The organism is Nocardia sp. NPDC058640 (assembly GCF_042716995.1).
In the GTDB taxonomy this organism is placed as follows: Bacteria; Actinomycetota; Actinomycetes; order Mycobacteriales; family Mycobacteriaceae; genus Nocardia.
Genome location: NZ_JBHXRG010000010.1, coordinates 104,539 through 116,712, shown reverse-complemented (window position 1 = coordinate 116,712; position 12,174 = coordinate 104,539). Strand labels below are relative to the sequence as shown.

The following is a 12,174-nucleotide window of genomic DNA, read 5'->3' as shown; positions in this document are numbered from 1 at the left end:
ACAAATCGTACGGACGTGGTTGCATCGATCCCTATGCAGCGTATCCACAATGTGACCCAGCTCGCAGATCTCGACGACGACGCACTGGCCAGGTGTTACGCCTATCCACGACATCTGGACGGGCCGTGGGTGCGGGCCAACTTCGTCAGCAGCATCGACGGGGCGTTCACCGTCGACGGAGTGTCGGCGGGGTTGGGGACCGCGGCCGACAAGCGGGTGTTCACGGTGCTGCGCGAACTGGCCGACGTGGTCGTCATCGGCGCGGGCACCCTGCGGGCGGAGAACTACGGCGGCGCGCACCCCGACCGGCAACGCCGCATCACCCACCACCAGCACGGCATCGGCGGTCATCCCGAAGGTGCTCCGCCGCCGATCGCGGTCGTCACCGCCACCGCCAAGCTCGATCCGGGTGCGAAGTTCTTCGCCGACGCCGAAGTGCCGCCGCTGATCATCACCACCACCCAGGCCGACCCCGCGCAGATCACCGCGCTCGAGGACGCGGGCGCGGTGGTGGTGATCGCCGGGACGGCCGCGATCATGCCCGCCGCACTGATCCGGGTGTTCGCGCAACGCGGTTTACACCGGGTGCTGTGCGAAGGCGGACCGCATCTGTTCGGGCAGCTGGCCGAGGCGGGACTGGTCGACGAACTGTGCCTGACCACCGCCCCGATGCTGGTGGGAGGCACGGGCGGGCGAATCTCGCTGTCGGCGAGCACATTCGACCTGCCCATGGCACGCAAGCAACTGCTGCTCGACGACGACGGCACCGTGCTGGCCCGCTGGGCCCGTCGATGAAACCTGGCGCCGAACCTGGCAGTGTGTAGCGCATGCGTTGGACTCGGGCCGCGGTAATCGCCGCGACACTGTCGATCATGCTCGCGGGCTGTGGGGCCGGCCCTTCCGATCGGCCGGTTGTTGCCGTCGAGCGGCCCGGCGCGGGCGGGGGCGCGACCGAGGAACCCGCGGTGCCGGATCTGGCCAAGGCCGAGGTCCCCGCCACCGATCTGGCCTGGCGCGATTGCACCGAGGCCACGGTGAGTTCGCTGGACTTCGGTGCCGCCCCCGCGGGACTTGTCCTGGAGTGCGCGGAGTTCTCGACCCCGATCGACACCGCGGGCACCGTGATCGGCACCTTCCGCGCCGGTGCCCTGCGCGCCCGGTTGCCGCAGACGCCCGCCGACGCGGCACCGCTGGTGCTCACCTCCGGTTCGGACCGTTCGTCGGCGTCGACGTTGGCCGGGCTGGCGATCGGGCCCAACAGCGCGTTGCTGGCCGCGCAACCGATCGTGGCGGTGGATCGGCGCGGGATCGGCGCCTCGCAGCCCATCGACTGCATTCCCGCGCAGCTGCGCGCGGTGATGACCGACCTCGGCCAGACCGGCGTGGGCAACGCGGACCAGGTCGCCGCGGTGGCCGGGTTCAGCCAGGACGCCACCATCGCCTGCCGCGATTTCCTGCAGCCCTACGAAGGCACGTTCGACGCACCGCACGCCGCCGACGACATCGAACAACTGCGCAAGCAGTGGCAGGTCGACAAGATCAACCTGCTCGGCGCTGGCAACGGCGCGAAAGTGGCCTTGAGTTACGCGCGCCGCTACGGCGACCACCTCGCCCGCCTGGTCCTCGACGCACCCGAACCGGTCGGCGCCGACGCGACCACCATGGCCGAGGCGCGGGTGATCGGCGCGGAAGCGGCCGTGACCGCGTTCGCCCAGCGGTGCAAGGCCGCCAACTGCGCCCTGGGGGCCGACCCGCGCGCGGCGATCATCGCGCTGATGGACAAGGCCACCAACCGTGGACTGGGCGAGATCTCCGCCGCCGACCTGTCCACCGCGCTCACCGGATTCCTGTCCAGCCCGCGCGGTGACCAGGCCAACCGCGTCACCGCCATGGCCGACATCCTCGCCGCCGCAGACCGTGGCGATCGCGGACCGCTGACCGCGATGATCGGCCGCGAAGCTGCGGCGATCACCTCCGACGGCGAATTCGTGAACCGGTGCACCGACAGCCAGCAACCGCCCACCCAGGACAAAGCGCGCGAACTCGCGCAGACCTGGGCGACCAAGTACCCGGTGTTCGGACGCAACGCGGCCGTCGGGCTGATGGTCTGCTCGGCCTGGCCGGTGTCCACCGCCGCGCCGCTGCCGACCGAACTCGCGCTGCCGGTGCTGGTGTTCGCCGGTGCGGCCGATCCGGTGGTCGGCGGGGCCGCGGCCTCGGTGACGGGTGCGCTCGGGTCCGCGGGGGCCGGGCACTCGACCATGACGTGGCAGGGGTGGGGGCATCCGGTGGTCGCTCATTCCGGTTGCGCGCAGAAGGCCGTTGTCGACTATCTCGCGGAGGCGAAACTGCCCGGCGACGGCGGGGCTTGCCCCGCCTGATCCGGGCACGGCGTCAGCCTGATCGGGGTGCGGCGGCGGCCTGATCCGTGCGTGGCGGCGGCTTGATCCGCATGCCGCGGCGGCCTGATTCGGGCGCGGCAACCAGCCGGTTTCGGCGCGTCGGACGGGTCCGGCCACACCATCACATCACGATCCGGTGTACCGTGCCCGAGTGTTGTTCCGACAGCTCGAGCCGCGTACCGCTCGCACCACCGCCGAGGTGATCAAGTTCGCCCTGTGGCCGTTCGCGGTCATGATGGTGCTGAACCGCGTCTTCATCAAGGCGATCAACGGGTTCGTCACCGACGACTACCGGCCGGTGTACAACGCGTCGTTCGCGTTCCTGAACGGCAAGCCGCTGTACACCGCCGACTTCTCGTCGGTGGACCCGCACTATCTCTACTACCCCAGCGGTACGTTGCTGATCGCGCCGGTGGCGATCATCGAATACGAACTGTCGCGCTGGCTGTTCATCGGGCTCAACGCGGCCGCGATCGTGCTCGCCTGGTACCTGATTCTTCGCCTGTTCAAGTTCGGGATCGGGTCGGTTGCCGCGCCGGCGCTGCTGCTGGCGATGTTCAGCTCCGAAACGGTGACCAATACGTTGGTCTTCACCAACGTCAACGGCTGCCTGCTGCTGGCCGAAATGCTGTTCATCACGCTGCTGCTGGCGCGTAAAGACCTCTGGGCCGGTGTGGCGCTGGGTTTGAGCATCGCGGTGAAACCGACGCTGGCGCCGTTGCTGTTGGTGGCGGCCGTTCGCGGCCAGTGGAAGGTCTTCATCACCGCGCTCGGTGTGCCGGTGGTGCTCACCGCGATCGCCTGGCCGCTGTCGGCGGACCCTGAGAAGTTCTTCACCCACGTGATGCCGTATCTGTCCGAGACTCGCGATTACTTCAACAGTTCGGTCGGTGGCAGCGGGCTCTACTACGGATTGCCGGACTGGCTGACCCTGCTGGTCAAGGTCTTGATGGCCGCCGTGGTGGCGGTGTCGCTGTGGCTGCTGTGGCGCTACTACCGCCACGACGAACTGTTCTTCGTCACCGCGTTCTCCGGTGTGCTGCTCACCGCATGGTTCCTGCTGCCGTCGCTGGGCCAGATGTACTACTCGATGATGCTGTTCCCGTTCCTGATGACCGTGGTGCTGCGCAATTCCGTGCTGCGCAACTGGCCCGCGTGGCTGGCCATCTTCGGGTTCATGACCTACGACAAGTGGCTGTCGGATCGCTGGCAGGACATCGGCCGCAACCTCGAATACCTGCGGGTGACGTTCGGCTGGGGACTGCTGCTCATCGTGGTGTTCTGTGTGCTGGGCGACCGGTACCTGGCCGCTCGACGCGAGAACAGGCTGCAGTTCGGCATCGACCCGGCGTGGATGACCGACGCACCCGATTCGCGCGACCGCACCGACGAGCCGGTGACCCCGCCCCCGGCCAAGGTTCCGCCGCGGCCGCAGGCCCCGCGTGAGGAACGCGAGCCCGCGCTCAAGTAAGCGTTTCCCGGCCGGTGACGCGCCCCTCACGGCGCGCACCGGCCGAAACCATTAGCGTGGAGCCATGAGTTCCGATACTTCGTTGCCCGCGCCGCGCATCCAGCTCACGCCGCAGCAATGGCGGGCGAAACTGGACCCCGAGGAATACGCCGTGCTGCGCGAGGCCGCCACCGAGCGCCCGTTCATCGGCGAATACACCGACACCAAGACCGACGGTGTCTACACCTGTCGCGCCTGCGACGCCGAATTGTTCCGCAGCACAGAGAAATTCGACTCGCACTGCGGGTGGCCGTCGTTCTTCGACCCCGCCGATTCCGACGCGGTGATCCTCAAACCCGACGACACCATCGGTATGCGCCGGGTCGAGGTGGTCTGCGCGAACTGCCACAGCCACCTCGGCCACGTCTTCGAAGGCGAGGGGTATCCGACGCCCACCGATCAGCGGTACTGCATCAACTCGATTTCCTTGCGGCTCAAGCCTTCCGCGCAGTAGCGGTCACACCAGATCGCGCACGTCCCACACCCACACGCCGTCGACCTGCTTGCCCGGCATGCCGAGCAAGCCGTCCACGGTGCGGCGCATGGCATCGTCGTTGTGGCTGGGTGGCAGCACCAGCACGTCGGCACCCCAGTAGCGCAGGTCGGCCATGGCCTGCGCGCGCCGCGCGTCGTCGATGACCGGAACGATATTGGTCTTGCGGACCAGCATGAGCAGAGTCGCGGTGGAGCGCGGGTCGGCGCCGTAACCGGACTCGCGGGTCTCACCGATCGGGCCAACGAAGTAGCCGCCCACCAGCGGGAAGGCGAAGTCGGCGTCGATCTGCCACCGCAGCGCGATGGCGTCGCCCGAGGTCGGCGGCGGCACGATCACCAGCGAGCCGCCCGAAATGTACTGTCGCACAGTGCCTTCGGCGAAGAACGCGGGCGTGGCGGGGCGTTCGGTGACGGGCACCATGGTCGGTGCGAGGGGCAGCAGCGCGAACGCCATCGCGCCGAACCAGGCAACGGACCGACGTGTCACGCCGGAGGTTCGCACCGAGTCGATCGCCCGCTGGGTGCACAGGACCAGGCCGATCGCGATGGCCGGAATGGCCACCATGGCCAACCGGGATTCGATCATCCCGTTCAGCGGCGGAATCCACCCGAAGGCCAGCCACGGCATCGGGATCATGGAATATTCGCCCTCGCGGAAGCGCAGCACGCCGTCGAACGACATCACGATGCCCATCGACAGCGCCGTGAACACCACCCCCACGACCGCGGCAGCCCGCACGATGCGCTCATGCCACAGGCGGTACACGACCACTGCCATGAGCAGCAGCAGCGGCCAGCCGAAGTAGGTGTTCTCCTCGGTCGGATTGATGGCCACGTCCGGGCCGAACGAGAACATCGCGCCCGCCGACTCCGGCGAGAACTGGAACAGCGAAATGATGTCGTTGCCGACCCGGCCGGTCCCGACGAACCGATACGACTGCGGTCCGGCGAACTGCCACCACAACCCGAAACCGGTGAGCGTCAACGTGACCAGCGCCGCGAGCAGGATCGACGGAGCCGCCGCGCGCGCGGTGAACGCGATGGCGCGCGGGGTGCGCAGGTAGGCCAGCGCGAAGCCCGCGAAACCGAGCGCGAAGATCAGCAGCGGCTCCTCCCCCAGCGTGAGCTGCAGCGCGACCAACAACCCGAGCACGACCGCGGCGCGTGGCTGCCACACCGGTCCCGACCCGACGTTGTCCTCCGCGTACCGGGCCATTTTGATCACCCGCACCGCGATCAGCGGCAGCAACATCAGGAACACGAAGTTCGCGTGCCCGTTGGTGTGCGCGATCATCGCGGGGGCGAAACCGCAGAACGCACCGCCGACGGCCGCGGCGAACTTCGAGGACACCAGTTCGCGCGAGAACACCCAGTACCAGGCGAAAGCCGTGCCGAACAGGCCGAAGGTCAGGGCCGCCACGAAGGTCACGGTCGGCCCGAACAGCAGAGTGATCGGCGTGAACGGGACACCCCAGCCGTACATGAGGGTGTTGGCCATCATGTTGATGCCGTCGGGATAGTTCTGCAACTGGGTGCTGAACGGGTTTTCCGAGTGGGTGAGGTTGTGCGCGGTGATCGCGTAGAACCACTCGTACAGCGTCTGATCCTGATCGCTCTTGCTCAGGTAACCGCTGCCGGTGTTGGACCACAGCCCGGCGAGCACGAACACCGCCAACGACAGATAGGAACCCGCCACGACCAGGTCGGTGCGCGCGCGGCGCAGCCAGTGCGTGGGGCGCTGCTCAACCGTTTCCGGTTGGGCCCGATCGATGACTGCTACCGCGGAGCGATCCTGCTCGGACCGGTCCGTTCCCCACCCTATAACCACGCGCGTATCTCTCTAAACCTCAAAGCCACAATCGGCCCGCTCACGATACTCGAGGGGCGCCGCCGCCGCGACTTCAGGCCAACGAGAAAGGCCCAGTCCACGACTGGGCCTTTCGGTGATCGGTGCGTTACGGCAGGGCGTTGACCAACTGTTCGACCTCCACGCGCGGCCCGGTGAAGAACGGCACCTCTTCGCGCACATGCAGTCGAGCCTCGGTGGCCCGCAGGTCACGCATCAAATCCACGATCCGGTGCAGTTCGGGCGCCTCGAAGGCGAGCAGCCACTCGTAGTCACCCAGCGCCATCGAGGTCACGGTGTTGGCCCGCACGTCCGGGTAGCCGCGCGCGGCCTTGCCGTGGTCGGCGAGCATCTTGCGGCGATCCTCGTCGGGCAGCAGGTACCACTCGTACGAACGCACGAACGGGTAGACGCAGATGTAGTTGCCCGGGTCCTCCCCCGCCAGGAACGCGGGAATGTGGCTCTTGTTGAACTCCGCGGGACGGTGCACCGCGACGTTGCTCCACACCGGCGCGCTCGCCCGGCCCAGTTCGGTGGTGCGACGGAAATCCGAGTACGCGGCCTGCAGGTCCTCGACCCGCTCGGCATGGGTCCACAGCATGAAATCGGCGTCGGCCCGCAACCCCGCCACGTCGTAGATCCCACGCAACACCACACCCTTGTCGGCGAGCCCGTCGAAGAACGCCCGCGCCTCCTTGATCGCCGCGGTGCGATCCTCACCGAGCAGCCCCGGCTGCACCTGGAACACCGAGAACATCAGGTAGCGAATGGTGGAATTGAGGGCCTGGTAGTCGAGTCGCGCCATGGATCTATGGTGCCACTGCGGGGTTTTCGACCACCGCTGGGGCCACATCCCGGCGCGGCCTGCTCGCCCGCCACGACGAGGATTCGTCACTGCCGAACATCGAGGTCACCGTCGTCACCTCACCGGCATGGATTTCGACGGGCCCCAGGTCGGGATCGAGGATCAGGGAACGGGCGCTGGTCGTTTCACCGGTGATGGTCACAGCGGGCGATCATGCAACACCGCTATCAGCGGGGCTCGGTGACACGCCGCGGGGTGTGTCAGTTGATGTGCGACGCGACGGTGGTGGCGATCCGGTCGGCCGCCGCGGTGCCCGAGGCCACGCAGGCCGGGACGCCGACGCCGTGGAGGTAGGCGCCTGCCACCGCGAGGGCGTCGAGGGGTGCGAGGGCGGATTCGAGGGTGGCGATGCGGTCGGTGTGGCCGGGGGCGTATTGCGGGAGGCCGCCGGGCCAGCGTTGGACCACCGCTTCGAGGGGGGTGATCGGGATGCCGGTGACGGTGGTCAGGTCGGTGATCGCTGCGGCGATGAGTTCGTCGTCGGTCCAGGACAGGGGTTTGTCGTCGCCGAGGCGGCCGAAGGAGGCGCGGACCAGGGCGACGTCGCGTTCGGCCAGGTGGGGCCATTTGCGGCTGGACAGGGTGAAAGCCTTGGCGCGCAAGGGTTCTCCGGTGGCTACGAGGATGCCGGAGTTGTCGGGTAGTGGGGTTTCGTGTGGCAGGGCCATGGCGACCAGTGCCGACGAGGACAGTTCGATGCCTGCCGCGGCTTCGGCTGCTTCCGGTGCCACGTAGTGCAGCAGGCGGGCGGCGACGGGGGCGGGCGTCGCGATCACGACGGCGTCGACGGCTCCTAGCGGATCGACTACCCAGCCTTTGAGACCGCGAGCAACTCGCGTGCCGGCCGTGGTGGTGATGAATCGGGCTCCCGATGCTTCGGACAGTGCGGCGAGCAGGGCTCCGTAACCGTCACGCAGTCCACCGAATACCGGGGCAGTGCTGGGCGCGGGCATTGCCGCCCTGACCGCCTCGGTGAGGCTGGACGCCCCCGCATCGAGTGCCTCGGCGAGGGTGGGTAGTGCGGCGCGGATGCCGATGGAAGCGCTGGTCCCCGCGTACACCCCGCCCAGCAACGGATCCACGCTGCGTTCGACTACCTGGAGGCCGAACCGGTCCCCCACCAGGGTTTGCACGTCGACGTCGGAGCCGGGCTCCCAGTCCATCGGGCGGTCCGCTTCGGCAGCCACCCGAGCGAGGGTCGCTTCGTCGACCAGCCCGCGCAGCGACTCGGCATCGGACGGAATCCCCATCAGCGTGCGCCCCGGCAACGGATGCGCCGACCCTTGCGCCCAGATCAGCGGACGCTTCCCCGCGGGCCGCACCAACTGGTCGTCCAGGCCGAGCTCACTCATCAACTCGAGCACTTCAGGCCTGCGCCCCACGAAGGCCTCAGCACCCAGATCCACTGGCTCCCCCGCCAATTCACCGGTGTGCAGCACCCCGCCGATCCGCCCACTCTGCTCGAGCACGACGATGTCGACGCTGTCCCCCAGCCGCTGCCGCAACCGATAGGCCGCCACGAGCCCGCTGATTCCGCCACCGATAACCGCGATCCGCATCCCCCGACCGTAATCGCGCTCGCCGCCGACCGACGACACCCACCCGCTCCGATGTCGGCTGGATCACCCGGCCTAATCGACCAAAACGGCTCGCTTCAGGCGGAAAATCGCGGTGCGAGCACGCCGATTGGTCGATTACGCCGGTCAAACCCGCACTCGACGGTCCGCGCTGGACGCACACCGGTCTCGAAATCCGACCGAGCGGCCGACAGACCGGCGCAATCACGCAAAACGGCTCCCAAAAATCAGAATTCTGATCGAAAAGGCACCGATTGCGTGATTACGCCGGTCGCTCGGCTGTGTTCTACAGCGAATGCACCAGTTCGACCAACGCGGTCAGCACGCCGGGATCTGTTTCGGGCGGCACCCCATGGCCCAGGTTGAAGATGTGGCCGGTCGCGCCGAGGGTGATCGCCTCGTCCGCTTCCCGCACGATCCGCCGCGTCTCGGCCTCGACCGCGTCGAAACCGGCGAACAGGATCGCGGGATCCAGGTTGCCCTGCAAGCCTTTTCCGGCGCCGACCCGACGAACGGCCTCGGTGAGCGGCACCCGCCAATCGACACCGACCACGTCGGCACCGACTTCGCCCATCGCCCCGAGCAGTTCGCCCGTGCCGACACCGAAGTGAATACGCGGCACGCCCGCCGACGCCACCTCCGCGAACACCCGCTCCGAATGCGGCATCACGAACTCGCGGTAATCGGCCAGCGACAACGCGCCCGCCCAGGAGTCGAACAGCTGCACCGCGTCGACCCCGGCCGACAGCTGGGCCTGCAGGAAGGCGATGGTGATGTCGGTGAGGGCGCCGAGCAGGGCGTGCCAGGTCTTCGGGTCGGCGTGCATCATCGCCTTGGTGCGCTCGTGTTGCTTGCTCGGCCCGCCTTCCACCAGGTAGGAGGCCAGGGTGAACGGGGCGCCCGCGAAACCGATGAGCGGGGTGTCGCCGAGTGCGTCGGTGAGCAGTCGCACGCCTTCGGTGACCGCGCCGACCTGTTCGGGGCGCAGTCGCGGCAGCGCGCGCACGTCGGCTTCGGTGCGAATCGGCGAGGCGATGACCGGGCCGACACCGGGGACGATGTCGAGGTCGACGCCCGCGGCCTTGAGGGGAACGACGATGTCGGAGAACAGGATTGCCGCGTCGACGTCGTGTCGGCGGATCGGCTGCATGGTGATCTCACACACCAGCTCCGGGTCGAAGCACGACTCGAGCATGCCGATGCCCTTGCGCAGTTCGCGGTACTCCGGCAGGGAGCGGCCGGCCTGGCGCATGAACCACACCGGGCGCCTGCTCGGCGTCGCGCCGGTGGCGGCGGCCAGGAAAGGGGCATCGGTCAACCGGCGGCGGGTGTAAGTGCTCATATCGCCGTTCATCCTAGGCGGCAAGCGCACACCCACCGATCGAAGGGCCTTCCGTCGCATATAGCGCATCGAACCGACCCCCAGAATGCGCCCTGCGCAACGCGACCCGCACGCAACGCGCAGGGCGGCGCGCCTCCAACGGCGCCGGGCACCCACGGTCTACCGTTGCCCCTCGTGACACCGCTCGACATCCGCGACGGCGCCGCACCGACTGGGGGGACTCCCCGCGAGCCTGCTTCTTTCCGGGCGGCGGTCGATGCGATGGGCACCGCAACAGTGCACCCCCGAATCGAGTTGGCGCCTATCCGTCCCCCGCAACGGTTGGCGCCGTTCTCCTATGCGCTCGGAGCGGAGGTCATCCACCCCGACACCCCCGTGGTGCCGATCGACTCCGAAGGCGACGCGTTCGGCAGGCTGATCCTGCTACACGACCCCGACGGCGACGAGGCCTGGCACGGTGTGTTCCGGCTGGTCGCCTACATCCAGGCCGATATCGACGCCGCGCTGGCCGCGGACCCTCTGCTCCCGGAGGTCGCGTGGAGCTGGCTGGTGGACTCGCTGGAATCGCGCGGCGAACCGTTCACCGCGCTGGGCGGCACCGTCACCGCGACCAGTTCGGTCCGGTACGGCGACATCGCGGGCCCACCACGCGCCCACCAGCTCGAACTGCGCGCGTCGTGGACCGCGACCACCACCGAGATGCGCCGACACGTCGAGGCGTTTTGCGAGGTTCTGGCCTTCGCCGCCGGGTTGCCGCCCGCCGGGGTCACCCATTTACGACCGGAGTCCTATACCCGCACCGATCACCCTTGATCGCCACGTAGAGTTCACGTTTATGTCGGTCGCCGAGGAACCCACCGCAGCAGAGCCCCTGCTCGCCCCTGCTGAGGGGGTTCCACCTGTGCTGACCACCGCCGACGAGGTCGCCGCGGCCGCCAAAGCCATCGCCGCGGGTACCGGCCCACTGGCCGTCGACGCCGAACGCGCGTCCGGTTTCCGCTATTCGGCACGCGCGTATCTGATCCAGTTGCGTCGCGAAGGCGCCGGTTCGTTCCTCATCGACCCCATTCCGGTCACCGATGCCCTGGCGCCGCTGGCCGACGCGATCAACGGCCTCGAATGGGTTCTGCACTCCGCCGACCAGGACCTACCTGGCCTGGCGGAACTGGGTTTGCGCCCCGCCCGCCTGTTCGACACCGAACTGGGCGGTCGGATCGCCGGTTACGAACGGGTCGGCCTGGCCGCGATGGTCGAAAACCTGCTGGGCCGGTCGCTACGCAAGGGTCACGGCGCCGCCGACTGGTCCAGCCGCCCGCTGCCCGACGAATGGCTCAACTACGCCGCCCTCGACGTGGAACTGCTGCTGGAACTGCGCGACACCGTCGCCGCCGACCTCACCGACCAGGGCAAATTCGACTGGGCCGCCGAGGAATTCGAACACGTGCGCACCATGGACCCGCCCACCCCCAAAACCGACCGCTGGCGCCGCACCTCCGGCATCCACGCCCTGCGCCGCACCCGCCAACTGGCGATCGTGCGCGAACTGTGGACCACCCGCGACGACCTGGCCCGCGCCCGCGACGTCGCCCCCTCCCGCATCCTGCCCGACTCGGCCATCGTCGCCGCCGCCACCGGCGAACCCCGCACCATCGCCCAACTGCGCACCCTGCCCGTCTACGGCGGCCCCCGCCAACGCCGCTACTCCCGCGACTGGCTGGCCGCCGTCGAACGAGGCCGCACCCTCCCCGACAAAGAACTCCCCCCACTGACCCTGCCCTTCGACGGCCCTCCCCCGGTCAACCGCTGGGAACGCCGCGACCCCGTCGCCGCCGCCCGCCTCACCACCGCCCGCGGTGCCATGGGCGAACTGTCCGCCGAACATTCGATCCCGGTCGAAAACCTGCTCTCCCCCGATTTGGTACGTCGACTGTGCTGGGACGGGCTGCCCGACTACAAGAACGTCGGCACGCCTGAAGAACTGTCCGCGAGGATCGAAGCGTTCCTCCTCGCAGGAGGGGCACGCAATTGGCAACGCACCCTCGCGGTCCCTGCCTTGAGCAAGGCACTGACGCCTTCGACCGAATAGGCCGAACTGTCGGCATGGCAGAGGCTTAAGGGAGCCACGTGACGTGACTCC

The 12,174-nt window shown here is 68.4% G+C and carries 11 protein-coding genes; 6 read left to right on the top strand and 5 right to left on the bottom strand.

The genetic code is table 11. From position 1 onward, the window contains the following. Positions 1-33: 33 nt before the first annotated feature. The 4 genes from ACFWU5_RS14720 (at position 34) to msrB (ending at position 4,366) form a co-directional block, all read left to right on the top strand. Complete coding sequence (locus tag ACFWU5_RS14720) at positions 34-795, top strand: pyrimidine reductase family protein (RefSeq protein ID WP_379267508.1); 762 nt, start codon at positions 34-36, stop codon at positions 793-795. A 32-nt stretch (positions 796-827) separates the two neighbouring features. Further along, a complete protein-coding gene (locus ACFWU5_RS14715) occupies positions 828-2,381 on the top strand; it encodes an alpha/beta fold hydrolase (protein ID WP_379267507.1) in 1,554 nt (517 codons plus the stop codon). Between the two features lie 172 nt (positions 2,382-2,553). Beyond that, positions 2,554-3,873 (top strand): glycosyltransferase family 87 protein, encoded by a 1,320-nt coding sequence (locus tag ACFWU5_RS14710; protein WP_379267506.1) that lies wholly within the window; start codon positions 2,554-2,556, stop codon positions 3,871-3,873. A 64-nt stretch (positions 3,874-3,937) separates the two neighbouring features. Then, positions 3,938-4,366 carry a peptide-methionine (R)-S-oxide reductase MsrB gene (gene msrB, locus ACFWU5_RS14705; protein WP_379267505.1) on the top strand — a complete coding sequence of 143 codons (429 nt, stop codon included), beginning with the start codon at positions 3,938-3,940 and terminating at the stop codon, positions 4,364-4,366. Positions 4,367-4,369: 3 nt separating this feature from the next. Here the strand turns inward: msrB and ACFWU5_RS14700 are convergent, their stop codons facing one another. The 5 genes from ACFWU5_RS14700 to hemE all read right to left on the bottom strand — a co-directional run bounded on the left by ACFWU5_RS14700 (position 4,370) and on the right by hemE (position 10,037). Next, a complete protein-coding gene (locus ACFWU5_RS14700) occupies positions 4,370-6,235 on the bottom strand; it encodes a glycosyl transferase (RefSeq protein ID WP_379267504.1) in 1,866 nt (621 codons plus the stop codon). A gap of 127 nt (positions 6,236-6,362) precedes the next feature. Continuing rightward, positions 6,363-7,058 carry a hydrogen peroxide-dependent heme synthase gene (hemQ, locus tag ACFWU5_RS14695; RefSeq protein WP_379267503.1) on the bottom strand — a complete coding sequence of 232 codons (696 nt, stop codon included), beginning with the start codon at positions 7,056-7,058 and terminating at the stop codon, positions 6,363-6,365. Positions 7,059-7,062: 4 nt separating this feature from the next. Beyond that, positions 7,063-7,260 carry a hypothetical protein gene (locus tag ACFWU5_RS14690; protein WP_379267502.1) on the bottom strand — a complete coding sequence of 66 codons (198 nt, stop codon included), beginning with the start codon at positions 7,258-7,260 and terminating at the stop codon, positions 7,063-7,065. Positions 7,261-7,318: 58 nt separating this feature from the next. Continuing rightward, positions 7,319-8,677, bottom strand: coding sequence for a protoporphyrinogen oxidase (locus tag ACFWU5_RS14685; RefSeq protein WP_379267501.1), 1,359 nt, complete (start codon positions 8,675-8,677; stop codon positions 7,319-7,321). Positions 8,678-8,981: 304 nt separating this feature from the next. Continuing rightward, entirely contained in the window at positions 8,982-10,037 is a 1,056-nt protein-coding gene (hemE, locus tag ACFWU5_RS14680) for a uroporphyrinogen decarboxylase (RefSeq protein WP_379242398.1), read from the bottom strand. A 261-nt stretch (positions 10,038-10,298) separates the two neighbouring features. Between hemE and ACFWU5_RS14675 the strand changes: the two genes are divergently transcribed. Then, entirely contained in the window at positions 10,299-10,850 is a 552-nt protein-coding gene (locus ACFWU5_RS14675) for a DUF3000 domain-containing protein (RefSeq protein ID WP_379242514.1), read from the top strand. 22 nt (positions 10,851-10,872) lie between these two features. After that, positions 10,873-12,123 (top strand): HRDC domain-containing protein, encoded by a 1,251-nt coding sequence (locus ACFWU5_RS14670; protein ID WP_379267500.1) that lies wholly within the window; start codon positions 10,873-10,875, stop codon positions 12,121-12,123. Positions 12,124-12,174: the final 51 nt, after the last annotated feature.

Bases quoted from the DNA above. Each gene is read 5' to 3' on its own strand.
- ACFWU5_RS14675 (WP_379242514.1), top strand. From the start codon at position 10,299: ATGGGCACCGCAACAGTGCACCCCCGAATCGAGTTGGCGCCTATCCGT.
- ACFWU5_RS14670 (WP_379267500.1), top strand. From the start codon at position 10,873: ATGTCGGTCGCCGAGGAACCCACCGCAGCAGAGCCCCTGCTCGCCCCT.
- ACFWU5_RS14720 (WP_379267508.1), top strand. From the start codon at position 34: ATGCAGCGTATCCACAATGTGACCCAGCTCGCAGATCTCGACGACGAC.
- msrB (WP_379267505.1), top strand. From the start codon at position 3,938: ATGAGTTCCGATACTTCGTTGCCCGCGCCGCGCATCCAGCTCACGCCG.
- hemQ (WP_379267503.1), bottom strand. From the start codon at position 7,058: ATGGCGCGACTCGACTACCAGGCCCTCAATTCCACCATTCGCTACCTG.
- ACFWU5_RS14685 (WP_379267501.1), bottom strand. From the start codon at position 8,677: ATGCGGATCGCGGTTATCGGTGGCGGAATCAGCGGGCTCGTGGCGGCC.
- hemE (WP_379242398.1), bottom strand. From the start codon at position 10,037: ATGAGCACTTACACCCGCCGCCGGTTGACCGATGCCCCTTTCCTGGCC.
- ACFWU5_RS14715 (WP_379267507.1), top strand. From the start codon at position 828: ATGCGTTGGACTCGGGCCGCGGTAATCGCCGCGACACTGTCGATCATG.